At 53.4% G+C, this 26,347-nt stretch carries 19 protein-coding genes; 12 read left to right on the top strand and 7 right to left on the bottom strand.

All coding sequences use genetic code 11. The annotated features are described in order from the left end of the window. The first annotated feature begins 264 nt into the window (after positions 1-264). Together ACGG90_RS06720 and ACGG90_RS06725 are read left to right on the top strand one after the other, a co-directional pair. The gene (locus tag ACGG90_RS06720) at positions 265-603 is read left to right on the top strand and encodes a PadR family transcriptional regulator (protein ID WP_390407803.1); all 339 of its coding nucleotides are present in this window, start codon (positions 265-267) and stop codon (positions 601-603) included. A gap of 4 nt (positions 604-607) precedes the next feature. Continuing rightward, positions 608-1,453, top strand: coding sequence for a hypothetical protein (locus ACGG90_RS06725; protein WP_390407454.1), 846 nt, complete (start codon positions 608-610; stop codon positions 1,451-1,453). A 57-nt stretch (positions 1,454-1,510) separates the two neighbouring features. Here ACGG90_RS06725 and ACGG90_RS06730 read toward each other — a convergent pair whose 3' ends face one another. Next, entirely contained in the window at positions 1,511-2,545 is a 1,035-nt protein-coding gene (locus ACGG90_RS06730; RefSeq protein WP_390407457.1) for a lactonase family protein, read from the bottom strand. Positions 2,546-2,648: 103 nt separating this feature from the next. Between ACGG90_RS06730 and ACGG90_RS06735 the strand changes: the two genes are divergently transcribed. Further along, on the top strand, positions 2,649-3,017 hold the full coding sequence (locus tag ACGG90_RS06735) for a PTS glucitol/sorbitol transporter subunit IIA (RefSeq protein ID WP_390407460.1): 369 nt from the start codon (positions 2,649-2,651) through the stop codon (positions 3,015-3,017). A gap of 45 nt (positions 3,018-3,062) precedes the next feature. Here ACGG90_RS06735 and rpsN read toward each other — a convergent pair whose 3' ends face one another. Both rpsN and ACGG90_RS06745 read right to left on the bottom strand, forming a co-directional pair. Then, positions 3,063-3,332, bottom strand: coding sequence for a 30S ribosomal protein S14 (gene rpsN, locus ACGG90_RS06740; protein ID WP_390407463.1), 270 nt, complete (start codon positions 3,330-3,332; stop codon positions 3,063-3,065). A 323-nt stretch (positions 3,333-3,655) separates the two neighbouring features. Continuing rightward, entirely contained in the window at positions 3,656-4,633 is a 978-nt protein-coding gene (locus ACGG90_RS06745) for a GMP reductase (RefSeq protein WP_390407466.1), read from the bottom strand. Between the two features lie 323 nt (positions 4,634-4,956). On the opposite strand from ACGG90_RS06745, the gene ACGG90_RS06750 reads away from it, so the two are divergent. Beyond that, positions 4,957-6,249, top strand: coding sequence for a Y-family DNA polymerase (locus ACGG90_RS06750; protein ID WP_390407469.1), 1,293 nt, complete (start codon positions 4,957-4,959; stop codon positions 6,247-6,249). A 153-nt stretch (positions 6,250-6,402) separates the two neighbouring features. Continuing rightward, positions 6,403-6,744 carry a hypothetical protein gene (locus ACGG90_RS06755; protein ID WP_390407472.1) on the top strand — a complete coding sequence of 114 codons (342 nt, stop codon included), beginning with the start codon at positions 6,403-6,405 and terminating at the stop codon, positions 6,742-6,744. Between the two features lie 71 nt (positions 6,745-6,815). Here ACGG90_RS06755 and ACGG90_RS06760 read toward each other — a convergent pair whose 3' ends face one another. Next, positions 6,816-7,913 carry a GGDEF domain-containing protein gene (locus tag ACGG90_RS06760; RefSeq protein ID WP_390407473.1) on the bottom strand — a complete coding sequence of 366 codons (1,098 nt, stop codon included), beginning with the start codon at positions 7,911-7,913 and terminating at the stop codon, positions 6,816-6,818. Between the two features lie 97 nt (positions 7,914-8,010). Here ACGG90_RS06760 and ACGG90_RS06765 point away from each other — a divergent pair, with 97 nt between their 5' ends. The 3 genes from ACGG90_RS06765 (at position 8,011) to ACGG90_RS06775 (ending at position 12,667) form a co-directional block, all read left to right on the top strand. Then, positions 8,011-9,639, top strand: coding sequence for a peptide ABC transporter substrate-binding protein (locus tag ACGG90_RS06765; protein ID WP_390407476.1), 1,629 nt, complete (start codon positions 8,011-8,013; stop codon positions 9,637-9,639). 130 nt (positions 9,640-9,769) lie between these two features. Continuing rightward, positions 9,770-11,119, top strand: coding sequence for a threonine/serine exporter family protein (locus tag ACGG90_RS06770; RefSeq protein WP_390407479.1), 1,350 nt, complete (start codon positions 9,770-9,772; stop codon positions 11,117-11,119). Positions 11,120-11,266: 147 nt separating this feature from the next. Then, positions 11,267-12,667, top strand: a complete 1,401-nt coding sequence (locus ACGG90_RS06775; RefSeq protein WP_390407481.1) for an NAD(P)/FAD-dependent oxidoreductase — start codon at positions 11,267-11,269, stop codon at positions 12,665-12,667. A 105-nt stretch (positions 12,668-12,772) separates the two neighbouring features. On the opposite strand, the gene ACGG90_RS06780 is transcribed toward ACGG90_RS06775, so the two are convergent. Genes ACGG90_RS06780 through ACGG90_RS06790 form a run of 3 tightly spaced genes read right to left on the bottom strand, consistent with a single transcriptional unit; the run spans position 12,773 to position 16,774 of the window. After that, positions 12,773-14,878: a transglutaminase-like domain-containing protein gene (locus ACGG90_RS06780; protein ID WP_390407484.1), complete on the bottom strand. Its 2,106-nt coding sequence runs from the start codon at positions 14,876-14,878 to the stop codon at positions 12,773-12,775. Further along, positions 14,871-15,842 (bottom strand): DUF58 domain-containing protein, encoded by a 972-nt coding sequence (locus ACGG90_RS06785; RefSeq protein WP_390407486.1) that lies wholly within the window; start codon positions 15,840-15,842, stop codon positions 14,871-14,873. The genes ACGG90_RS06780 and ACGG90_RS06785 overlap by 8 nt, the downstream gene beginning before the upstream one ends. After that, positions 15,839-16,774 (bottom strand): AAA family ATPase, encoded by a 936-nt coding sequence (locus ACGG90_RS06790; protein WP_390407489.1) that lies wholly within the window; start codon positions 16,772-16,774, stop codon positions 15,839-15,841. Before ACGG90_RS06790 ends, ACGG90_RS06785 begins: the two co-directional genes overlap by 4 nt. A 1,144-nt stretch (positions 16,775-17,918) precedes the next feature. On the opposite strand from ACGG90_RS06790, the gene ACGG90_RS06795 reads away from it, so the two are divergent. The 4 genes from ACGG90_RS06795 (at position 17,919) to ahpF (ending at position 26,290) form a co-directional block, all read left to right on the top strand. Further along, positions 17,919-22,202: an acyl-CoA dehydratase activase-related protein gene (locus tag ACGG90_RS06795; protein ID WP_390407491.1), complete on the top strand. Its 4,284-nt coding sequence runs from the start codon at positions 17,919-17,921 to the stop codon at positions 22,200-22,202. An 88-nt stretch (positions 22,203-22,290) separates the two neighbouring features. Further along, positions 22,291-22,941 (top strand): TetR/AcrR family transcriptional regulator, encoded by a 651-nt coding sequence (locus ACGG90_RS06800; RefSeq protein ID WP_390407494.1) that lies wholly within the window; start codon positions 22,291-22,293, stop codon positions 22,939-22,941. 1,247 nt (positions 22,942-24,188) lie between these two features. After that, positions 24,189-24,752: an alkyl hydroperoxide reductase subunit C gene (gene ahpC, locus ACGG90_RS06805; protein WP_390407496.1), complete on the top strand. Its 564-nt coding sequence runs from the start codon at positions 24,189-24,191 to the stop codon at positions 24,750-24,752. Further along, entirely contained in the window at positions 24,749-26,290 is a 1,542-nt protein-coding gene (ahpF, locus tag ACGG90_RS06810) for an alkyl hydroperoxide reductase subunit F (protein WP_390407499.1), read from the top strand. Before ahpC ends, ahpF begins: the two co-directional genes overlap by 4 nt. The last annotated feature ends 57 nt before the right edge of the window (positions 26,291-26,347 follow it).

Here is a 26,347-nt window from a genome sequence, read left to right on the forward strand (position 1 = left end):
ACGAAACCCAACAGATACAAGGAAACATAGCCTGTTGCGACAAATTCCACGATGGGTGAAGGCCTGATCGTGTATTTGTCGTGTTAAGAAGCGGCTGAGTGATTGTGGACGCAGGGGCCACCAAATTTAGCGCTGCTAGGGAACGTGCCTAGCAGCGCTTTTTTTTGTGCGTAAAAACATTTCGGGGATACCACTAGTTTGTCTTGCCTACTAGTTATGAAAGCAGTATCATCTACTATGGAAAGCAAACTAGTGGAGGTGAAGATCACGACCCAAGTCAACAACATCAGTCAGTTGCGCAAAGGCGTGCTGCAAGGCTGCTTGTTGATGCTGCTGAATAGCGAGCCATCATATGGCTACGCGATCACCCAGCGGCTGAGCACTTTCGGCTTTGCTGAGATCCCTAAAGGCACCATTTATCCGTTGTTGATGACAATGGAGAAGAAAGGCCTGCTGACCAGCCGCATGCAAGACTCGCCAGATGGGCCCAAACGCAAATACTATCATCTCACCGCCACCGGTGAACAAGCGCGCCAGGATTTCCTGCAAGATTGGCAGGCATTGACGCAAAACGTGGCCCGGATCATCCAGTCGGAGGACTGAAATCATGGATAAGAATGCATTGCAACAAGCAATTGAGCAACGCGCAGCGGTTTTGACGCAACCCAATGCTGATTTCTACGGGCGGATCATGGTTTATACCAGATTACGCAGCAAGCTCAAAGATCCCATCCAAGTCGAACAGAACTTACTGGATCTGCTCAACGACTTGATCGATGCCCAAACCAATGGCACCAGCGCGGCAGACTACTTCGGGGCAGATCCGCTGACCATTGTGCGTGAGATCTTGGCTGCGACACCGAACTCGCCTAAGCAGATTGTCCGCTCAGCGCTTGGCAGCGGCTTAGTAGGCTTGATCATCTTGGTGCTGCCGACTTTGCTTTTTCCTAATGAACCTGTCGACTTGGGCCAAATCGCCATCGGCATGGTGCTGGTAAGCGGCTTCTATCTCATGTTCACTTGGGGATTGAGCAGTATTGCCTTTGCCAAACACCAATGGCTGCAAGTTGCAGCGGTGGTGTTGGTTTGCAGCGCGGCGATAGGTTTGATCGAGTTCGGCTATCCGGACTTGCAAACGCCGCTGCGGGTGCACTTTACCGGTACTTGGAGCTTGGCCGTGTTAGGGGCGGTGTTGGTGATTGCAACGATTGTATTCAACAAAGTCCGCAGGAAACCCCACTTTCTGGGTTACGCCTTGGCGTTCTATCTGGTCGGGCTGGTATTGATTGCAGCTTGTATTCTGGTCCGCTTGCCACAAACGGCAGCTTATTTTAGCGATGACGAGTTGTTGATTTGGCTGATGCTGGCTTGTCTGGCGGTGATCATGATCGTTCCATTGACGCTGATGATCATCGGCTTGATCAAGGGATTGCGCGCCCGCCACGCCAAATAACCGTGTCAAAAAGCGCCAACGCGGCATTTTGTCGCGTTGGCGCTTGCTATTGGGTGATTATTCTGCCGGCAAGAAGGTGACATTGACAGCTTCTGGGGTTTCGATGTCGGCTTGCAGCCAAGTCAACTTGCCGCTGTCGGCATCGCGGCGATATAAGGTGCCGTTGTTGGTGTTTTGGTTGACGACTAATAAGTATTTCTCGGTAAGATCAAAGTTGAAATCACGCGGGAACTCGCCTTGTACCGGGATCTGTTGAACCAATTCAAGGTGCTTGCCGCCTTCGCGAATGGCAAACACAGCCAGTGAGTCATAGCCGCGGTTGGAGACATAAACGAATTTGCCATCAGACGAGATACGGATGGCAGCGGCGCCGTTGTGCGCAGTCCAGTCGGCAGGAATCGTTGCGCGGGTATCGCCTAAGGTAAACTCGCCGTCTTGGTAATGCAAGACGCTGATTTGGCTGGACAATTCGCCCACTAAGTAAGCCAAGGTGGGGTCTGTTGGGGAGAAAGCCAAATGGCGCGGGCCATAGCCGGCAGGCAGATGCAAAGTCGTGGCCTTGCCTAAGACGCCGCTGTCTTCAACTGGATAAGTGGTCAGCGTGTCATTGCCTAAGTCGACTAACACCAAGCGCTTGTCTGGCGTGAGGGCGGCGTAATGCACGTGCGAACTGTCTTGTTCCGGGCGCGGGCCGCTGCCGCCGTGGACGGCGCGAGTGACCGGCTTTAAGGTGTGATCAGCTTGGATCTTGTAGACGTTAGCGCGGCCGTCATGATAGAAGCTGGCAAAAACCAATTGCCGTTCTTCATCGATAGACACATGCGCCGGTGAGCCGCCTGGCGCAAGCGTTTGATCGATCACCACAGCTGGTTCGCGGTTTAAGTCGATAGTCGCCAAGCCGCCAACACCATCGCCTGCAGATACTGCATAGGCAAAGTTGGCTTTAGATACAGCTAAGTAAGTGGGACTGGTCAAGCTGGTGATCAGCGGTTGCGGTTTGCTGAGTTGTCCGGCATCTGAGTCGAATTCTGCGCGATAGATCCCTTTGCCGCCATGGCGGGTATAACCGCCGAGTAATACGATCTCTTTCATACACACTGCCTCCTGAAAATATTAGGTCTATTATACCATGCCTGAAACCGGATACGTTGCGGCAATCATGGTATCATGAGATAAAACGACTAGGAGGCTACCCATGGAAATTGTCTCAACTATCACCGCGATCGGTGATGCCGCATTGACCCCTGAAGATCCGTTGGTGATCTTGTTTGGTGACGACGCCACAGAATCGTTGCGTGACGTGGCCGTGATCCAGCATTTTCAAGACGAGTCGGCCCAAGTTCAATTGACGCTGCACGCTGACGACCAGCTGCAAATTGATGACCAAACGTATCAAATTGCGCGTGTTGGGGTGCTTGCCAACCGCAACTTACAAACGATCGGCCATGTGTCGCTGTTCTTCACGCCGATTCCAGAGCAGCCGCTGGAGAACGCCTTGTATTTGACACCGACGACGAAACCCAACATTAGTGTTGGCAGCAAGTTCACTTACCGCATAAACTAAAACAAGCCCAACCCGAAAAATTTTTCGGGTTGGGCTTGTTTTAGTTTACCAGGAAGCTTTACGGACGCCTGGAATCTGGCCGTCGTGAGCCAGCTTGCGGAAGTTCAAGCGGGACAATGCGAACTTGCGCATGTAGGCATGTGGCCGGCCGTCGAGGCTGTCGCGGTTGTGCATGCGCACCGGGCTGGCATTCTTTGGCAATGCGGCCAAAGCGGCATAGTTGCCGTTTGCCTTATATTCTGCACGCAGATCAGCGTACTTCGCCACTGTGGCTGCGATTTTTTGTGCTTTAGCAATTTTAGATTTCTTCGCCATAGATCCTCCAAAAGTATTTTACTTACATAATATTAGTATCAACACTTCTAGCTTACCATTTGTATGTGAAAAAAGCCAGCCCTGAGGAGGACTGACTGGTGATTTTCATCTGGTAATACAAAGCATCGTTAAAAGTGCGCCACAAGCACGAGGGCTAGGCTAATTGACCCGCTAAATTCGCTTTGCTTCGCTCTGGTTAGTCGTCGAGCTGCGTGGCGCAACGCGGGTGCGGCTAGCTACGCTATTGTACTCGGGACAAAGTGCGGTCCCAAGTACAATAGCTAGGCTACCCGACCCGCTAAGAGCGCGCCACTCCGCTCTGGTTAATATTGATCGCCGTTAAAGATCGAGTTCTTCACGATCACGTAATCAACTTTGCGCAAGGCTGCCAAGTTGCGGCCGCCGGCGTAGGAAACGGCAGATTGGAGGTCTTCTTGCATCTCGGTCAAAGTGTCTTGGATGTGGCCTTTGATCGGCAATAAGATCTTTTTGCCTTCGACGTTGTGGTGGGCGCCTTTTTGATATTCAGAAGCAGAGCCGTAGTATTCTTGGAATTGCTCGCCATCGACTTCGACTTTCTTGCCTGGGGTTTCATAATGGCCGGCAAACAAGCTGCCGATCATGCACATGGTTGCGCCAAAGCGCAGCGACTTGGCGATGTCGCCGTTGTTGCGGATGCCGCCGTCGGTAATGATCGGCTTGCTGGCTGCTTTGGCGCACCAGCGCAAAGCTGCCAGCTGCCAGCCGCCGGTACCAAAGCCGGTTTTAAGCTTGGTGATGCAGACTTTGCCTGGGCCGATGCCAACTTTGGTGGCGTCAGCGCCGGCATTTTCCAATTCGCGAACACCTTCTGGGGTACCAACGTTGCCGGCGATTACGAAGCTGTCTGGCAAGTATTTCTTGATGTGTTGGATCATATCGATGACGACTTGTGAGTGGCCGTGGGCGATGTCGATGGTGATATATTCAGGCACCAATTGCGCGCCGGCGAGTTCTTTGATGAAGGCGAACTCTTCGGCCTTGACGCCAACGGAAATCGAGGCGAACAGCCCTTTGGCGTGCATATCTGCCACGAAATCGCGCCGGCGTTCCGGGTTGAAGCGGTGCATCACGTAGAAATAGTCGTTGGCGGCTAACCACTCAGCCAGCGGTTCGTCAATGATCGTCTGCATGTTTGCCGGGACGACAGGCAGCTTGAACGTGCGGCCACCGAAGGCAACAGTCGTGTCGACTTCCTTGCGTGAGCGCACGATGCACTTGTTGGGGATCAGTTGGATGTCTTCATAGTCAAAAATTTGCATATTCGTCGTCCTTTCGTAAACACGAACAATCAGTTGAGAATGGCACGCGGTTTTCGCACCACGAGCTAATATAGAGGAAGTTCGGGTAAAAGTCAAATGCCTTGTGCAAAATAAAAATAATGTTCGTGTTTGAACACAAATCTGATTGAATCTTGGGACCCAATAGGCAAAACTTTGATCACCGTCCGGCACTGGCAATATTAATATTTTGATTATTACCCGAATGATCCGTCACGTTTTGCCGAAAAAAGCTGGATGGCAAAGTTACCCCTTGCCAAAATAGAACGTTTGTTCGTATAATAACCCTAAGGTGGTGAACGCAAATGGTAACACCGTTAGACGACCCGGCGCGACTGCCGGTGGCCGATATCATGTGTATCGATTGCAAATCTTTCTATGCCAGTGTTGAAGCGATCCGCCGCGGCGAGTACCCGTTGGCGGCTAAGAATGCGGTATTGTCGCGGGAAGAATCGCAAGGCGGCTTGATCTTGGCGGCTTCGCCTGACACCAAGCGGGATTATGGCGTGAAATTAGGCACGCGCAAGTTCGAACTGCAGCCTGACATGGATATTCAAGTGGTGGCGCCGCATATGTCGGATTACATCAAGATGAATTATCGCATCAACGAGATCTATCGTCAGTTCACCGACGATCAGCATTGGTATGTATATTCGATTGATGAATCGTTCATCGATGTAACGGCTTCGCACAAGCTGTTCGGCGATAACGCCGCGATCGCCGCCACCATCCGCCAGCGCGTGTTTGATGCAACAGGCATTTTTACGACAGTAGGAATGGGACCTAATCCTTTGTTGGCGAAGCTGGCGTTGGATAATGAGGCGAAATATGCCGCGCCATGGCAGGCGTATTGGGGCTACGCTGACGTGGCCAAGAAGTTGTGGCCGATCGATAATTTGACGGACTTCTGGTCTATTGGCGCCAGAACTGCCGACAAATTAACGCGCATGGGGATCCATTCAATTGGGGACTTGGCACATTACGATCGGCGCAAGCTGCATGAGCGCTTTGGCGTGATGGGCGATGCGCTGTATTTTCACGCGTGGGGCATCGACTATTCGCAACTGGCCAAGCGCTATGTGCCGCGCGAGCAAAATAAAGGCTACGGCAACAGTCAGGTGCTGATGCGCGATTACACAACGATGGCGGATCTGGAAACGGTGCTGTCGGAAATCGCCGATCAAGTGGCGACGCGCTTGCGCAAGCACAAGGTGGTGGCGGAAGTCATCGGCATTTCGCTAGGGTTTGCCGAACCTGATGCACACGGCAAGACGCATTGGGGAGCCCAGCTGAAGATCTCGCCGACTAACCGTACCGATGATTTGATCGCTGCAACACGTTATTTATTGCACAAAAAATGGGCCGGCAACGCGATTCGCAATGTCGGCGTGCGCGCTAATCGGGTCAGCAAGCAAAGTATGCTGCAGCTGGACTTGTTTGAAGACCCCAGCGCCATGGAAGCGCAGATGCGCTTAGAGCAAAGCATCGATAAGATCCGTGACCGCTTCGGCTACAAAGCCATCACCCGCGGCTATAGCAAAACCAACGGCGGCACTGCGATTTCTCGTTCGGGATTAGTCGGTGGCCACCAAGGGTAAACCAAAGCGGAGCAGCCCGTACTTAGCGGTGGATATAAGGCGGGATGACATTTGGGCGGTTTGGGCCCAAGTGGCGTCACGACTTATACCACGCCGCGTTGGGTGGCGCAGCTTGAAGAAACCAAGCGCGTCAGCAAGATAGGAGGTCTGCACATGTTGGCAGAATCACGACAATTGATCGAAAATTTTGATAAGTATTTTCTGCGTAAATATCAATGGCAATATCACTTGATGATCGTGGATAATCACTACTACGATTGCTACGGCTTCTTCATGCAGGCGCATCGCAGCGGCGAGAAGCTGCATTACAGCTACGATTTGCTGGAAATGGCGCATGACCCCAAGCAGTATCAGCAAGTGTTAACCGATTTGCGCAATCACACCAAGATGCGTATCGAATTTCGCGATACCCATAAGCTGGTGCATCCAGGCCAAGACATTGTTAAAGACGTGGTCCATGGTCACGGCCACAGCACCGTGTATCATCAAGGCTGAACGACTTTGTTCAGATATTCAAACGCCGCTGCAGCGCAAGTGAAGACTTGCAATGCAGCGGCGTTTTGACGTTAGGTGAGTTGTTGGCCATCCACGGTGATGCAGTTGCGGCCGCTGCGCTTGGACAGATACAAGTTGGCATCGGCGCGCTCATAGACGTCTTCAAAGCTTACATCGGCATGTTTCAGCGTTGTGATGCCCATTGACAGCGTGACGTGAATCGCTGTGCCGGCATAGTTGAAAGTGGCGTTGCCCACAGCTTGGTGCAAGGTTTGCATCGTTTTGGCGATATTGGGGTCAGCTTTGGTGAAGATCAAGTTGAACTCTTCGCCGCCGGTGCGATACAAGCGCACGGAGACGGCTTGCTGCACGATTTCGGCGACGCCTTGCAAGACGGTGTTGCCAGCGGCGTGACCATAAGTGTCATTGACTTGCTTGAAGTGATCGATATCAAACATCACCAAAGTCAACGCCGTGTGGTCATGTTGGGCTTGGGCTAAGGCTTTGGTCGAAGCGGCTTTGAAGGCAAAGAATGAACCGGCGTGAGTCAAAGCGTCGGAGTTGACTTGCTGCTCCAGGCGGTTGCGCTCTAAGGCGGCGAGCCGTTCACTGGACCAATACAAGTTGGTAAATAAGTTCATCAGCACAAACATCACCGAACCCATGACACTGGCCACGGTGGTCAATTGCGTTTGCGTGATCCAAAAAGCGACGCTGATCCACGCTGCAACTTCCATATTCAACAACAAATGGGTATGGATCATGGTGCCAAAGCGATACATGATCGTGAGGATCACGATGACCGAAACCAGCGACAAGACGAAGAATTGGCCGCGTACCGAATTGGTGTAGAACCAGAAAGCCAGGATGCCAGCCGAGCGAACCAAGAATTCGGGTGGGGTGATGTTGGCATCGACCAAAGGAACAAACAAGATATATAAAGCCCAGTTCAAGTAAGCCGTCGCGTTGTTGGGATTCCAATAAGCGGCCAACAAGCAGAAACCGACCATGCCGAAAATAAAGATCGTTGATGCCAGGTGTTCGCCAAGGCGCTGATTGCGCACAATGTCCCATAAGACGACGAGGCGTGAATTGTAGAAAATGACGAAGCCGGAGATGAAGAAAACCGCGATCACCGTTTCAATGATCCAATTGCCCCAATCAAACATCGTGCCACCTCCAGCTAAATATTTCTTTCTTAATGATAGGTCATGGACTAAGCTAATCATAGAATATTTCATAAAAATATTGGAGGTAACGCAATATATGAAAGCTTATCATGTCTTAGAAGCAGGCGTTGCCTTCGGTGTGGCGGTGATGGTTGGTCTCACCATTGTCTTGCACAGGCAAGCCAGTCAAGTTGATACCACCGCCGCCAATTTGCGCATTGCCGCTAGCGGTGCAGTGGAAACATTGGATTCAACGACCTACAGTTCCAAAACCGCCAGTCAAACCATTGGCGCGCTGATCGTTGGCTTATATGCCAAAGGCGCCAAAGGCCAAGTGGTCAATGCCATCGCCGAGTCTGATCCGCAAGTGTCTGCAGATCGGAAGACGTACATTTTCACCTTGCGGCCTTATCACTGGAGCAATGGGCAGCGCGTCAGCGCACAAGATTTCGTTTATGCCTGGCGGCGGCTGGCGGCACCACAGACGAAATCGCGCAATGCGTCGCGGATCGACTTTATCAAAAACGGCGAAGCGGTACGTACCGGCAAGTTAAGCCCGCAGACGCTGGGGGTGAAAGCCTTGTCAAAAACGCGGCTGCAGGTGAGTTTGGTCCAAGCCAATCCGTATCTCAAAGAGATCTTAGCCGACACGCCGCTGTTGCCGATCAATTCAACTTTTGCCCAGCGGTGGGGCAAAGACTACGGATCAAGCGCCACGCATATCTTGGTGAACGGGCCTTACCGCTTGAACGGATGGTCTGGACCAAGTGACCACAACTGGCGCTATGTGCGCAATCCGACGTACTATCATCAAGCCCGCGTGCAAGTCAAAGCCATCGACTTCACCCAAGAACGAGATCCCAATCAAGCGGCGGCTAAATTTGCAAAAGGCAAATACGATTATGCAGCCTTATCGCCGCAACAAGTCCCGCGATTCAAAGGCAATCGGCGTTTGAGAACCACTGCCACCACGACGGAAGCCTTGTTATTCTTCAATACTGTTACTGGTCCGACGACCAATGGCTGGTTGCGCAAAGCCATCGCCCAAGCCTATGACAAGCATGCTTTCACGCAATCACAGCTGCAAGACGGCGCAACGCCGCTGAATGGCTTGATCCCTACCGGCTTGGTGCACATGGCCAATGGCCGCGGCTATCGCAGCGCCACCGGTCAGTTATTGCCTTATAATTTGGCCAAAGCCACTGCCGCTTGGCAACGCGCCAAGCAGCAAATGGGGGTCAACCACTTGAACCTGACGTTGAACATCGCCGACAATGACACAGCTGTCCTTGCTGGCAATTTCTTGAAAGGTCAATTGGAGCATAATTTACCAGGCTTGCATATCAAGCTTGAGCGCGTCACCTTGGCGCAGCGCGTGGCGTTAGAATCAGCAGGAAAGTTTGAATTGGTATTCTCCACTTGGACGCCAAGTGACAGCGATCCGCTGAATCTGTTGGCGTTTTATCAAACCGGCAGCCGTTTGAACATCAGCGGCTATACCAACGCGAAGTTTGATCAAATGGCTGCCGCCATCGAACACGCCGGCAGCGCACCTGCCAAACGCTTGGCTTTGGTGCAAAAGGCAGAGCGTTACTTGATGTGCGAATCAGTACCAGCGGCTGGCTTTTTTCAAGATGGGAGCGCATATTTGCTCAGTGATCACGTCACACGTTTGGCGATCATGCCGACTGGAGTCGTGAATTATGAATACGTGCGGATGCGCTGATCATCTGCCAAGCTTCAATATTGATGTGGCTGAGGACGCTGAATTAGACGAATTTCAGAAAACGGCGTAAGCTAGTGTACAAGAGCAGAAGCCAAAGCACTGTGGACCATTTGAAAGGGGAAACTGATTAATGAGCGCAAGTGAACAAGAGCATCGGCCAGAACCGATGCGCCCATCGCACCATCACCATATGAGGATCCGCTGGCATAATTTAGCGCCAGATGATGTGGCGATCGCTGACGCCGACTTAACGGTGCGCGCCGCCTTGGTGGGCCGCGTGGGTATCATGATGCTTAGCTGCGGTACCGGGGCGTGGCGGGTACGCGCGGCGATGGATACCATTGCGCGGGATCTGAAATTGACTTGTGCCGCCGATGTGGGCTTTACCAGCTTGTCTTATACTTGCTTTGAGAAAGGTCATCATTATTCGCAGACCTTGAGCTTGCCAGCCAGTGGCGTCAACACCGCCAAACTGACCGCAATGGAAGCCTTTGTGAATGCTTTTGCCAGCCAGTGTCTGACGCTTTCGGCGCATGTGATCCATACCCGTTTGGATGAAATTGCCAATCGGCCTGGTAATTTTACCGCGGTGCAAGCGGGGCTGGCTTCGGCTTTGGCGTGTGCAGCCTTTATTTTCTTGTTAGGCGGCGGGCCAATCGAAATGGTGTGCTGCTTCTGCGGCGCTGGGGTCGGCAATTATGTGCGGCGGCTGATGGGTCAGCACAAAACGACGGTGATCGCCAGCACTGCCGTGTCGGTGGCGGCGTCTTGTATCGTGTACTTATTGGTCTTTCGAGGGATGCAGCTGATATGGCCGATCGCCCAAGCGCATGAAGCCGGCTATATCGGCGCGATGTTGTTTGTGATCCCAGGTTTTCCGTTCATCACCAGCGGCTTGGATATCGCCAAGCAAGACATGCGCTCAGGCTTAGAGCGCGGGACTTTTGCGATCATGGTGATCGTTGTCGCGACGCTGACAGGTTGGGTCGTGGCGCTGGTTGTGAACTTGCAGCCGCAGAATTTCGTGCCGTTAGGACTGTCGCCGCTTGTGTTGTGCCTGTTGCGCTTGGCAGCCAGCTGGTGTGGGGTGTTCGGCTTCTCTTTGATGTTCAATTCACCGGTGCGCATGTCGGCGATCGCCGGGGTATTAGGAGCAGTTGCCAATACCGTGCGCTTGGAATTGGTGGATATCGCCGTGCCCGCTGCGGTGGCGGCGTTTATCGGGGCTTTGGTGGCAGGACTGCTGGCCAGTCCGCTGAACAAACGGCTGCATTATCCGCGGATCTCCTTAACGGTACCAGCGATCGTGATCATGGTGCCGGGCTTGTATATGTACCGTGCGATGTTTAACTTGGGCTTAAACAGCCTAGGCGTTGGCGCCAGCTGGATGGTGCGCGCAGCGATGATGGTGGTTGCGCTGCCGTTGGGCTTAGCAGCGGCGCGGATCCTTACCGATCGGGCATGGCGGCATATCGGTTAAAGCCTTAGCGCCTGATCGCGCCTAAATCAGGCCGAAACATCATGCTCAGCGTCACTGAAATCATTGGCTAAAGCTGCTTGATGGCTCAGCCTGTTGTTGACGTGGTAACGCTTTAATTATAAAGTGAGGGGTAGCGGAGGCGGTAATATGGAAATCGTGATCATTGGCTGCACCCATGCTGGGGCGGCAGCGGCACAGGCAATCTTGCACGCTCATCCAGAACATCACGTGACGGTCATCGAACGCCACGCCGACATCACGTTTCTGGCGTGCGGCATTGCGTTATATCTCAAACAAGCCGTGCATGACTTAGCCAAGCTGCATCATCAAACGCCTGATGACTTGCGCAAGCTTGGTGCCACTGTATTGATGCAACACGCCGTCACCCGTATCAATGTGGCGGCGCGGCGGGTTTATGTCAGCGATTTAACCAGCCAAGATAAGCAAGTGCTGCATTATGACCGCTTGATCATGGCCACTGGTGCCAAGCACACCTTGCCCAATAACGCCGGACAGCATGTGATGTTATGCAAAGACGAAAAACAAGCTGCAGCGCTGGTTGACTCGGCACAAGCAGCCGCAAGTATCGCCTTGATCGGCGGCGGCTACGTCGGCGTAGAACTGGCTGAAAGCTATGCGCAAACTGGCCATAACGTCACGATTTATGAATCCGGCAAGCAATTGCTGGGCAATTACTTAGACGCCGCCAATGCCGCAACAGTTGCCGACCGCTTGGCGCAACACGGGGTGGTGCTGCATTTGAACACCCAAGTCCGCGCTTTTGAAGAAACCGCCAACTGCGTCGGCATTCGTACTAAAAAAGGCCTCACTGAATATGACCCGACGGTGGCCACCACCGGCTTTACCCCAACCACCGAATTGGTGGCTAACCAGCTGACTTGTGACCGGCACGGTGCCTTAGTGGTCAATGCCTATGGCCAAACGAGTATGCCGGATGTTTATGCTGCCGGCGATTGCCGCACCAGCTTGTTTAATCCCACCGGTCAAACGGCGTATGTGCCGCTGGCCAGTGCCGCTTTGCGCCAAGGCTATCTCGCCGGGTTGAATGCTTGCGGCGAACATCGCCGCGACTTTGGGACCCAAGCCAGCTCGGGGATGCTGCTGTTTGGCTTATGCGTGGTCACCACCGGCTTGACTTTAACTAACGCCCAGAAAGTTGTTGGCCTGCGCCCGCAAGCCATTACTTGGCAAGGCCTTGTGCGTCCGGCTTTCATGCCGGATCCGCAAGCACTGACGGTGACGCTGGTGTATGATCGCTTGTCGCGGCGGCTGTTAGGCGCGCAGCTGTTAAGCGAACATGAAGTGGCGCAATCAGCCAACACCTTATCCTTAGCCATTCAAAACAACAACACGATCGATGACTTGGTGGGGTTGGACACGTTGTTTTCCCCGCATTTCAATCAACCTGAGAACTTCTTGAATCAAGCGGCTTTGCAAGCGGTGCGCCAAGAGCAGGAGGCCGGCTATCAAACGCCGCAATTCACGGCGCTTGGTGCTTTTGGCCGCAAGCCTGCCGATCCCGCGTGAACCAGCAAACAACGCCAAGTGACACAAACACCCAGTAGCCAAGATTTTAGGCAGCTGGGTGTTTGTGTCACTTGGCATAAAACGCTTGCTGGCGCAGTCAGGCGGTTAATGGTGCTTGCGACGGCATTGCCGCAACACGCCTAACCAAGCACTGTGTTTGCGCAAGATCAGCGCTTTGACGACTTGGCGGAACGCTTCAACGCCGGCAGCCAACGCCTTAGGGTGGTTGCCGAAGCTTTCACGCTCATAGGCAGTCGTGACCGCAGCGAAGGTACCTGGCAGATCCAAGGCCGCATCAACTTGCGGCGCATAATTGCGCAAGGTTTGATCGTGGTGGCGAGCAAGCAAAGTGTGTTGCAAGTACCACAACAGCCAGCGGTAATGTCTTGGTTTAAGCTTGCGCCAAGTTAAGGCTGGCAGCAGGATCAAGCGCGGGCTCAATAGCAAAACCAGCGTCATCAGGCCTAGGCCAATCACCCAGCGCCAAGGGTGCGGTGCTGAGGTGGCAGCTGTTTGATCAGCGGCTGCTGTTTGGCGGCGGCTGCTGGAGCTTGAAGCGGTACTGGAGCTGGCAGCGCTGCTTTGGGCGCTGGAGCTGGCACTGGCTTGGGTGGTTTGGCGCCTGGTGGTTGTGGTGGCAAAGCCTGGCGTTGGCTCAAAGCGCAACCAGCCATATTCGCCGAAATACACTTCCGGCCATGAATGCGCGTCTGAATTGGTGATCGTATAAGTGGTGCGGCCGTTGGTTGTTTTGCCGGCATGACCTGGCGCAAAGCCTTTGGCCCAGCGTGCTGAGATTCCTACGGCGCGCAATAGCACCACCATGGCGCTGGAGAAATTGTCACAATAGCCGACTTGCGAATCAAACAAGAAGTAATCAACATAATCGTGGCCATCAGGCGTGCGCGGCGTGTCGGATTTGGAATAAGTGAACGCTGAATCAGTGGCCAGATACTGCTCGACGGCTTTAACTTTATCGTATTGCGTCGGCTGCTTCTGGGTGAGGCGTTTGGCTAAATCAACGACGCGCTGCGGCAGCTTCGGCAGCGCCACTTCGCGAGTGCCTCTGGTGGGCACGCCGCCGGCCATGCGCAATTGCGCGGCGGTGGGCTGTTGGGGCACGACTTTCATGTGCAAGCTTTGCTTGATGATATCGCCGCTCATGATTTGGCCGGTGTCCGGGTTGTAATGCAAGGCGACGTCTGGATCGGTGATGGTCACTTGACCATAAGGCAAAGTCAGATAGTTAAAATCCTTGGCCCGGGTGATCGTGACATTTTGGGCAGGACCTGGGACTTGGGTGCGGGCATAGGGATCGACGATTGGGTTCTCGGTGAAATAATACTCGCCTTGCATCGTGTTATCCCAGCCGCTGCCGGTGTAATTGGATTTAAACTGCACGCGCAAGTATTGCCGCGTCTTGGCCCTGACGGTGAGCACCGGCGTTGGGTCGTCATGCACCGGGCCGCCTAGGGTTTCATCATTTTCACTAAAGCCCGTGCGCGCCGGGCCGTTGACGTAAGCATCGATGCGGGCAAAGAAGCCTTGATTATTCAGCCAAGTGCGCAAACCCAGCGTGTGCTGGATCAATTGCGCGTTGGTCAAGTTGCCATTAAGCGTGGCATAATACACCCCGCCAATCAACGCACAACACAACGCAAAAGACGCCATGGTGCGGCGATGCCAATGTTTGACCAGCTGGGCAAACAATACCAGCCCAGCAAACAAACAAAATTGGCCGGTTAGCGTGGTTTGATTGAGCACATGCACCACCGCCAAATAACTGCCGACAAGCATTGCCGCAAACAATGGCAAGTGCGGCTGGTGAACCATATACACCACGCAAACCACAAGCAGCACTGCCAGCACATTGCTTAAGGTGTTGGCCATGTCCATTTGACCGCTTTGGATGAAGCCTAATATTTGTTGATAACACCGCAATACCAGGCGATACAACCAAATCGGCCCAGGGGCTTGGCGCAGCGGGGCCACCCACCACAAGGCCCCAAGCGTTGCCAATAAGCCCGCCAATAAACGCCAAGGCCAAGCCAACAGTTGGCTCACGCCGGCTAACAGCGCCATGGCGACAACAATCGTATACAACGCAACAGTGGCGTTGCTGGCATTGACTAATGAGAAGACGTTAATAAACAAGGCCGCTAAGCCGCCGCCTACCAGCGTGAAACCCAATGTTTTGCGATAATCAGCCATGCGCATCACCGCCTAGGTCCAAGGTGAACTCATCATTTGTAATGCGCACGACCAACAGCGGATGGCGCGGATATTGATCCTGCAAGCTTTGATAGTCCGGCGCGGCGCCAGCAAACACCATCAGGCCCACGCCAGGCGGCAAAGGCAGCACCGCTGGAGTCGCGACTGGCTTATATGCGGCCAGCTCAGCCCAGGTCAAATGCGGCTGCACCGTTTCACCTAAGTAGAAACTTTGCGGCCACAGTTGGCTGTGACGCAAGGTGGTGAACACCCCCAAGCGCCGTTCAAAGGCTGGATCAGCTTGACCATAGCAAGCGCCCCACCAGGTGGTATCAAGCGGATCGCGGAAAGTTTGCCGCAACATCGTCCCTTGGGCGGCGGTGAGTTTCCAGTTGATCGTGTTCAGCGGATCACCAACGCGATAAGGCCGCAATTGATCGAAGTCACCATTGGCAGTTTGGGCCATGGCTTGGGCTTGTTGATGCGCGGCTAAGGCTTGTTGGATGTCATGGGCCAAGCGTTGTTGCGGCTGTGGCCCAACGACTAAGGGCTGCTTTAAGCGCAGCTGATGGACTTTGGTGAACAAGCCAAGCGGTGCATAAGCCCGGGCGATCAGCGGGATCTGTTCATGAACGCCGCGCGGCAAGCCGGCTTTAAATACACCGCGGCGTTTGCGATTTAAGGGAATGGTTTGGCCATTTGCGGTGATGACCAAGCCAAACACCGGCGCGGCTGGCGTGAGTTTGAAGGTGATCGGCGAGTAAGCCGCCACTCGGTGGTCGACCGCCGCGACTCGCAAGCGTGACAGCGGCCATAACAAAGAGATGACGCTGACGCCAACCAGCACCAACGCCAAGTCCGCAACCAACCAGCTGGTGGTTGTGTTAAAAATGGCCCCATAGCCCACTGCCACCACTGCCACAATGCAGGTGCCGATGTTATGCAGCCAGGAGCGGGCGTTCATGAGTGGTCACCAGACAGCGGCACCGGCAGTTTGCCAATCAAATCAGTCAAGCAGCTGGCGGCAGATTCGCTGCCGGCAGGTTGCAAGACCAAGCGGTGCTGCAACACCGCTTGGGCAAGGTATTGCAAGTCGTCGACCACCACATAATCTCGCCCGGCCACTACCGCCCAAGCACGGGCTGCGGCGACCCAAGCGAGACTGGCGCGCGGTGAAATACCAAGTTGAATGCGCGGATCGTTTCTGGTGGCATTGGCTAAGGCGACCACATATTCCAATAAGCGTTGTGAAACATGGACTTGCTGGACCAAAGCAGTCATGGCTTCAAGCTGGGTTTGGGTGATGGCTTCGCTGACTTGAGGCAATTGATGGTTGGCCAAGAGATTGACTTCCACTGCTGCGCTGGGATAGCCGAGGCTTAAAGTCATCATGAAGCGGTCCAGTTGCGCTTCTGGCAGGGGATAGGTGCCAGCATAAGCTTGCGGGTTCTGCGTGGCCATGACAAAGAAGTGGTCGCCTAATTGGCGGGTGACGCCATCGGTGGTGACCGCCGCTTCACCCATGGCTTCCAGCAGCGCCGCTTGGGTGCGCGGGGTGGCGCGATTGATTTCATCGGCTAATAAGAAATTGGTGAACACCGGCCCAGGCCGGAATTCAAAGGCGTTGGTTTGACGGTTGTAGATGTTGACGCCGGTGATATCTGATGGCAAAAGATCCGGGGTGAACTGGATGCGCGCAAACTGGCCGGCAAAGACTTTGGCCAACGTTCGCGCCAAAGTCGTTTTGCCGACACCTGGGACGTCTTCGAATAAAACATGCCCGCCTGCCAACAAACACGCGACGGTTAAGGCAATCGTTTGGCGACTGCCTTGAACGACGGTGTCGATAGCAGCGATGGCTTGGTCAATGAGTGAGCGAGCTTCTTGAGTTTCCATAGGCGCCTCCGCAGAATGAATGACAGCGTTTCCTATATTGTACGTCTACAAACAGGCAAATGTCGACGAAAAAACCCCAGAGCGAAGCAAAGCGTATTTAGCGGGTCAATTAGCCTAGCCCTCGTGCTTGGGGCGTACTTTGCCCCGAGTACGAGGGCGTAGCAAATTGTACCCGCGTTGCTTTGCGCAGCTCGACGAAAAACCAGAGCGAAGTGGCGCGCACTTAGCGGGTCGGGTAGCCTAGCTATCGAACTTGAGGCGTTCTTTGCCTCGAGTTCGATGGCGTAGCTAACCGCACCCGCGTTGCGCCACGCAGCTCGACGAAAACCAGAGCGAAGTGGCGCGCACTTAGCGGTGGATATAAGGCGGGATGGCGGTTGGGCGTACTTTGCCCAATTGACGTCACGACTTATATCACGCCGCGTTGCGCCACGCAGCTCGACGAAGACCACAGGCGTAAGCTCCGGCCAGGGGTTGCTTCGGCGCGCGGGGCCAGCGTCGGCGCAGGCGGTGCGGCCGGCTTCAACCGCAAAGTGCGCGTTTTACGCCTAAGTTTAAAGCCCGCATCGCTGCGCTCAACGCGGTCTTTAAACTTGCCGCGTGTGACAGCAGGAAGCCTCACATCTTGCATCGCTGCGCTTTGCTGCGATGCGAGTCTTCCTGTTGTCACACGTTTCACGGCCTGACCGACGCTGGCCCCGCGCGCCTACGCAACCCCTGGCCTACAATATTTGAATCTGGATAGGGTGTAGCGCAATCCATAATAAAGCTAGCACAATCTAGATACCGATTGATCTAAATTCAGTATGGCAGTTTTGGTGAGTTAACAAACCGATGTCGGATTGTAGTACATCGCTTGACTTCGCGCCACCCATTATTAACGACTTATATAAAATGACGCTCAACATTGGATGATTTGTTTCAGCCTCGCCACGGTCGATGGCAGCATTCAATTTGGCATCACCTTGCGCGTGATACTGGCAGTTTCCGGCAGCTGATTCATGAATCATTGGTAATATCTTACATATGGCGGCGAACAATTTTGTTAAGTTGTGACAATCTGACCTTTTTTTGTGCTTTTTTGATGAATCACGTGTATACTGATCGTCAAGTAAGTGGTTACTATCTAATTTGAGGTGAAAGTATGCAAGAAGAGACGCTGTATGGTGGGATCGATGTTGGCTCAACAACGGTGAAGTTAGTCGTTATGGATGCACAGCATCACACCCGCTTCGCGCGATACGAGCGGCACTATTCGGATGTCAAAGCTGCAAGCCGACGCGTGCTAGATGAAGCCATTGAGGAACTGGGGCCAAATACGCCTTTAGCCTTAACCATCACGGGTTCAGGCGGGATGGGCTTGGCCAATTTATTACAATTAAAATTTGTGCAAGAAGTGATCGCCTGCACCAAGACGGTTGAAGAACTGATCCCGCAAACTGACGTGTCCATCGAATTAGGCGGGGAAGATGCCAAGATCACCTTCTTTGGTGCCAGCTTGGAACAACGGATGAACGGTTCTTGTGCCGGTGGGACCGGTGCGTTCATTGATCAAATGGCGACGCTGTTGAACACCGATGCCGATGGGCTCAACGAACTGGCCAAAGGGGCCAAGACGATTTATCCCATCGCCAGTCGCTGTGGGGTGTTTGCCAAAACCGATGTGCAGCCGCTGATCAACGATGGGGCGCATAAAGAAGACATCGCCGCCAGCATTTTTCAAGCGGTGGTTAATCAAACCATTTCCGGCTTGGCAGCCGGGCACAAGATCCGCGGCAATGTCGCTTTCTTAGGCGGCCCGCTGTATTTCATGGATCAATTGCGGGCGCATTTCATCGACACGCTGCATCTCACGCCAGAACAAGTGATCTTCCCAGAAGACCCGCAATTGTTCGTGGCTAAAGGCGCATGTTTGTATGCGGTGGATCAGCCTAAGACGACTTTAGTGGCGTTGGTGGACTTGTTGGAACATGGTGACGATTCCGGGATGCACCCGGCGCACAGCCTGGCACCATTGTTTAAAGACGACAACGAACTGCAAGAATTCCGCAAGCGTCACGCCCAAGCGCGGGTGGAATCGCGGGACTTGGCGACTTATCAAGGTGTGGCCTTCTTAGGGATCGATGCCGGATCCACCACGACTAAAGTGGCTTTGATGTCTGATGACAACAAGCTGCTTTATACGTATTATGATTCCAACGATGGCGATCCCTTGGAGAAAACCAAGCAGATCCTGCGCGACATGAATTCAAAGCTGCCTGAAGGCGTGACTATCGGCAAAACGGCGGTTACCGGCTATGGTGAGCATTTGATCAAGAATGCCTTGATGGTCGATATCGGCGAAGTGGAAACTGTGGCGCATTACCGCGCGGCGCACTACTTCCAGCCTGATGTTGATTTCATCTTGGACATTGGCGGCCAAGACATGAAAGCCATGACCATTCGCAATGATGCCTTGTCTACCATCAAGCTTAACGAAGCTTGTTCCAGCGGTTGCGGGTCGTTTTTGGAGACTTTTGCCACTGGGTTGAACTACGATATCAAAGACTTCGCCCAAGCGGCGCTGTTGGCCAAGCACCCGAGTGACCTTGGTTCACGCTGCACGGTGTTTATGAACTCCAAAGTCAAACAAGTGCAGAAGGAAGGCGCCAGCATCGGCGACATCGCCGCGGGACTTTCTGTATCGATCATCAAGAACGCGTTGTTTAAGGTGATCAAGATGCGCAAGCCGGAAGACATGGGTCACCATATCGTATGCCAAGGCGGGACTTTCTATAACGAAGCTGTTTTGCGCGCCTTTGAAAAAATCGCCGGCGTCGAAGTGATCCGGCCTAACATTGCCGGGTTAATGGGCGCTTATGGGGCGGCATTGATCGCTGAAGACGCCTATCAAGAAGGCGACCAAACGACGCTGTTGTCGGTTGATCAAATGGACGACTTGACCTTCACCAAAGAATACATGCACTGTGGCGGTTGCGAAAACAACTGCGCCTTGACCATCACCGTGTTTAACGACGGCCGCCGGTTTGTCACCGGCAACCGCTGTGAAAAAGGCGAAGCGCGCGGCTTGCGCCAGCACATGCCTAAAGACAACGGCAAAACCAACCTGGTTGAAGAAAAATACAAGCTGCTGTTTTCTTATCGCCCATTGCGCAAGAAGCTGGCCACACGCGGCGTGATCGGCATCCCGCGGGTGCTGAACATGTATGAGAACTACCCATTGTGGCAGACGTTCTTCACCAAGTTAGGCTTCCGCGCCGAACTTAGTCCCAAAGGCAACAAGGATCAATACGAAAAAGGCATGGAAACTATTCCGTCTGACACGGTTTGCTACCCAGCCAAGCAGGTCCATGGCCATATCCAGGCTTTGATCGATAAAGGTTACAAGCGCATTTTCTACCCAGCGGTGGTTTATGAAGTCGAAGAAGACAAGGATCAAGCCAACCACTTCAACTGCCCAATCGTTCAGTCTTATCCTGCTGTGATCAAGAACAACGTTGATGAAATCACCAACGGCTCCATCGACTATCGCGACCCTTATTTGAACTTGGCTGATGAGAAAGCTTGCGCTGAGTCTTTGTACGAATGCTTCAAAGATCTTGATATCTCCAAGAAAGAAATCGAAGACGCTTTGGCTGCCGGCTACAAAGAACTCGAACACTTCAAGCTGCAAATCAGAAACCGCGGCGAAGACACCTTGCGCATGCTGATGCAAACTGGCGAACACGGCATTGTCTTAGCCGGCCGCCCGTATCATTTGGATCCAGAAGTTAACCATGGTATTTCCCAATTGATCACTGCAGAAGGCTTTCATGTGCTGACTGAAGACTCCATCGCTCATCTTGGCGACGTCAAAGGCCTGCGTGTGGTCAACCAGTGGACTTACCATTCTCGGCTGTATGCAGCAGCCCGGATCGCAGCCAAGACCCCGCAGTTGGAATTTGTCCAATTGAACTCTTTTGGTTGCGGGATCGATGCCATCGATTCTGATCAAATCGAAGAGATCATGAACCAATACAACCGCTTGTACACCAGCTTGAAAATCGATGAAGGCACCAACATGGGCGCCATCCGCATTCGCTTGCGCAGTCTTAAAGCCGCGGTGGCAGAACGCACCAAGCGCCAGATCATGCCAGAAAAGCTGGCAGCCGATCCAGTGCCGGTCAACTACACCCAAGACATGAAGGAACAAGGCTACACCTTGTTGTTGCCGATGATGTCGCCGATCCATCAACACGGCTTAGTCGACGTGGCCTTGCGCGCCAGCGGCTACAACGTGGTCAACTTGCCAATGGACGACCGCAAGAGTATCGATGTCGGCCAGAAGTACGTCAACAACGACGCTTGCTACCCGGCCATCATCTCCATTGGCCAAATGGTCGAAGCCTTCCAGTCTGGCAAATACGACGTCAACAAGACGGCGGTGATGATGACCCAAACTGGCGGCGGCTGCCGGGCCACCAACTATATCCCACTGATCAGAAAAGCGTTGAAAGACGCAGGCTTTGGTCAAGTGCCAGTGGTTTCGTTGAGCCTGGGCAACCAAGGCGTTGAAGAAACGCCAGGCTTTAAGTACACCATTCCGCTGTTAAAGCGCGTGGCCATTGCCTTCTTGTATGGCGATTTGTTCGAACGTGTCGTTTATCGCACTAGACCTTATGAAAAGACCCCTGGTGAAATCGACAAGATGCATGAACAATGGCTGGAATTGGTTCGCCCATCGGTTGAGAAAGGCTCGTTTAACGAGTTCAAGAAGAACGTCGCCCAAATCGTCAAAGACTTTGACACCGTGCCGTTAAATAACGTGGTCAAGCCTAAAGTCGGCGTCGTTGGCGAGATCTTGGTGAAGTATTCGCCAATTGCCAACAACAATGTCGTGCGCTTGCTTGAAAAAGAAGGCGCCGAAGCGGTGGTACCAGACATCGTGGGCTTTATGAACTACAGTTTGTACAACCAGCTGTATCGCTACAAGCACTTAGGCGCTAAGGCTTCGGCGAAGTATTTTGCCGAATTTGCCATGGGCTTGATCCGCTGGTGCGAGAAGCCAATGCAAAAGGCTTTGACTGCCTCCAAGCGCTTTGATGGCATCGAAGCGATCGACCAAGTGGCCGATGACGCCTCGAAGATCTTGAGCTTAGGCAACCAAACCGGTGAAGGCTGGTTCTTAACTGGTGAAATGATCGAATTGTTGAAGTCCGGTGTGCCAAACATCATCTGCATGCAACCATTCGGCTGCTTGCCAAACCATATTGTCGGCAAAGGGATGATCAAGGAATTGCGCCGGCAGTATCCAGGCGCCAACATTGCCGCCATCGACTACGATCCTGGTACGTCTGTGGTCAACCAGCTTAACCGGATTCGCTTGATGTTGGCCACAGCCAACAAGCACCTGGCTGAAACCCCTGAATATGCAGAGGCGCTGGTCTGATTTTGGTTAAAAAAACGCTAAAAATCTACCGCCGCCAAGAAGATGTGCTATGCTAATATCAACAATTATTCAGGAAGCTGGAGACAACATGGGACAGGAACTGCAAAGTGTATGGAGCCAATCGATCGAAGCTGATAAAGGTTTCTCGCGCAAGCAGCAGGCGGTGCTCAACGCCAGCTTGGCGTTATTTGCCGAGCAAGGTTATGATGGCACGTCGACCGCAGACATCGCGCAAAAAGCCGGTGTCTCCGAAGGCACGATCTTCAAGCGTTTCCGCACCAAGGAAGGCTTGTTGTCGGCGATCTTAGGCCCATTCTTACACCAAGTGATCCCAGTGGCTGCTGGGCAGTTCGTGACGCAACTGGCGATGCAGCGCTATCCGCATTTCAAGGACTTGTTGGAATATGCGGTGCGCGATCGCATCAAGTTCGTGATGGCCAACCGGCCGGAGATGAAGATCTTCATTCAAGAAATTGGCAAGAATCCTAAACTCTTAGTGCAGCTCACCGACCAATTGGCCGCGGCGCTGCACGACTCCTTTGATGCGATCTTTAAAAAATACCAAGAGCAAGGCGAGTTAGTGTGCTGGGATTCCATGCGCATCATGCGCTATTGCACCAGTGTGTTGATCGGTTACATGATCCCCAATGTGATCATGGACGATCAGCCAGTTGATACTGAACAAGTCACCCATGACGCAGTGGAGTTCTTGTGTGCAGGGTTGACACCACGCAAATAACCCAGAGCGCAGCAAAGCGCACTTAGCGGGTCAATTAGCCTAGCCCTCGTGCTTGCGGCGCACTATGCCGCGAGTGCGGGGGCGTAGCTAATTGCACCCGCGCTGCTTTGCGGAGCTCGACGAAGAACCCAGAGCGCAGTGGCGCGCACTTAGCGGTGGATATAAGGCGGGATGACATTTGGGCGATCTTTGCCCAAGTGGCGTCACGACTTATATCTCGCCACGTTGCGCCACGCAGCTCGACGAAGACTACAGTTGAGGCCGCCGCGCAGCATACGTGGCGGCCTTTTGTTATGTGTTGGGGCCGGACAGGTGCTGCTTCGGCGCGTGGTGCGGCAAGCCGGCGCAGGCGGTGCGGCCGGCTGCAACCGCGCTGAGAAACGCGCGTTTTCCGCCTAAGTTTCAAGCCCCGCATCGCATTGCTCAGCGCGGGTCTTGAAACTTGCCGCGAGCAGCATCGTAAGCCAAGCACAGCCCGCTTGTCTTACAATACTGCTCGTTTCACGGCCTGACCGGCTTGCCGCACCACGCGCCTACGCACCACCTGTCCTACCATATTCGTGTCAGCTAAGAGCTCGCGCAATCAAGCAGCTAGAGGAAACTCGTACGCATTTATTGGACTGAAATTTAGTGGATCAGGATAACGTTTGTTTTAGGTAAGCGATTCGTCAATATGATGAGTCGCTTTTTCTTGCGGTATCAATCAAATATGGCATTGGAAATCTGGATCATCATGGAACTGGCAATGAGGTCGTCTGGCGAGTAACGGTGAAATACTGTGCGGTTGATTGGTTCGTTGCCGCTAGTTATTCACTTTGACCGGATCATCTGCCAGTTTGTCAGCTAATACGAATAATGGAGGAGCGGGGATGCGGAGTGGTGTGGGGCAAGCGTCGGTCAGGCCGTGAAACGATCAGTACAGTGAGACTTGCGGGCTGTGCAAGGCTTACTGTGCTGATCGCGGCAACTTTTGAGATTTGCAAGGTGAGCCGCAGGCGAGCGCAAAGCTCAAAAGTTAGGCGTAAAACGCGCGTCCTTCAGCGCGGTTGGAGCCGGCCGCACCGCCTGCGCCGACGCTTGCCCCACGCCGCGCAGCAGCCCCGCTCCGGCAGCAACAGCTGTTGAACCCGCTTACAAAGATTGAATTGTACACGAACTGGAATACGCATTTTTAGAAATACAAGGCTTTATTTTAGAATCATTCTAATGTACACTAAAGGTGTTAAAACATAAGGAGGATGATCTATATGAGTTTAGTTGGCAAAGCAATCGAACCATTTTCTGCACAGGCGTATCGTCAAGGCGAGTTTGTGACCATCACCGATGAAGACATCAAAGGCCATTGGAGTGTGTTGATGTTTTATCCGGCGGACTTCTCGTTTGTTTGTCCGACTGAGTTAGCAGACTTGCAAGATCAATATGCGACCTTGCAGAAGCTCGGCGTGGAAGTTTATTCCATTTCCGAAGACACGCATTTTGTCCACAAGGCTTGGCATGATGCTTCAGAAGATGTGGGCAAGCTGGAATACGCCATGATCGGCGATCCGTCGCATCAATTGGCGCGGATGTTTGACGTATTGGATGAAGAACAAGGTTTGGCTCAGCGCGGCACATTCATCTTGGACAAAGACGGGGTGGTTCAGTCCATGGAAGTCAACGCCGATGGCATCGGGCGCAATGCCGTTGAATACATCGACCGGATCAAAGCCGGCCAATATGTGGCGGCGCATCCTGGTGAAGTTTGCCCAGCCAAGTGGAAGGAAGGGGAAGCAACGCTGACTCCTGGCTTGGATCTTGTAGGTAAGCTATGATGTTAGACGCTAAGCTCAAGCAACAATTCAAGGCGTATTGCGCGTATTTGCAGCAGCCGGTGGTGTTTGGCTTAGATGCAGGCGCTTCAGATAACGGCCGCAAAACGCGTGAATTTCTGGATGAAATCACCAGCTTAGATGAACGGTTGTCGATTGTTGACGCGCACTTAAAGCGCCAGCCAAGTTTCACTGTGGATCAAGCAGGCGCTGCAGCTTCTGGAATCGTTTTTGCCGGGATTCCGTTGGGGCATGAGTTTGAGTCTTTTGTCTTGGCGGTGTTGCAAGTGTCTGGGCATGCGCCTAAAGTAACTGCTCAGCAGCAAGCGGCCATTGCGGCCATCGACTCGGATTTGCAGTTTGAGACTTTTGCCAGCTTGTCGTGCCACAATTGTCCCGATGTGGTGCAGGCGTTAAACATCATGAGTGTGTTGAATCCGCATGTGTCACACACCATGATCGAAGGCGGCATGTTTCAAGAAGAAGCCGTTGCCCGCGACATTATGGCGGTACCAACGGTGTTCTTGAATGGTGAAGAATGGCATAACGGCCGCGCCAGCTTAGACGAACTGTTGGCCAAAGTTGCCGGCCAAACCGGCCCGGCACCGGTGGCTCAGCAGATGCAACAACAAGTCTTTGATGTGTTGATCATTGGCGGCGGACCAGCCGCCGGGGCTGCGGCGATTTATGCCGCGCGCAAAGGCTTGGCCACAGCCATTGTGGCCGACCATCTTGGCGGCCAGCCGCTGGAAACGGTGGGGATCGAGAATTTGCCTGGCACCGACTACATTCAAGGCGAAGCGCTGATGCAAAACATCACCGCCCAACTGGCCAAATACCAAGTCACCCAAATCAGCGGCCACACCGTTACCGCGCTGCATGAAGGCACACCGGTGTCGGTTGCTTTGGATGGCGAATCGGCGTTGCAAGCCAAAACCGTCATCGTTGCCACCGGCGCACATTGGCGCAACCTCGGCGTGCCTGGCGAACAAGAGCTGCGCAACAAAGGCGTGGCTTATTGCCCACATTGTGACGGCCCATTGTACAAAGACAAAGCCGTGGCGGTGGTCGGCGGCGGAAATTCCGGAATCGAAGCGGCCATCGACTTAGCCGGTATTGCCAAGCACGTGACGGTGTTGGAATTTGCGCCTCAAATCTCGGCTGACGCGGTGTTAGTGGCCAAAGCCCAATCGCTGGCGAATGTCACCTTAATCGCCAATGCCCAAACCACGGCAGTCAATGGTACCAAGCGCGTTACCGGTTTGACTTATACAGACCGCGGCGATGGCAGCACGCATCAGCTTGATGTTGACGGCGTGTTTGTGCAAATCGGGTTGGTGCCCAACACCGATTGGCTCAAAGATACGCTAACGTTGAATGCGCATCACGAAATCGCAGTCGACAAGCGCGGTGCCACCAGCATGGCCAATGTGTTTGCCGCTGGGGATTGTACCGATTCAGCTTACAAGCAAATTGTCATCGCCATGGGCAGTGGCGCAACTGCGGCGTTGAGCGCTTTTGATGCTTTAGTCCGCAGTTGATCTTGGAATGGCGTCGTTGCGATCAAAGTGATTGCAGCGGCGCCATTTTGGTATAAT

The organism is Lacticaseibacillus jixiensis, assembly GCF_042847315.1.
In the GTDB taxonomy this organism is placed as follows: Bacteria; Bacillota; Bacilli; order Lactobacillales; family Lactobacillaceae; genus Lacticaseibacillus; species Lacticaseibacillus jixiensis.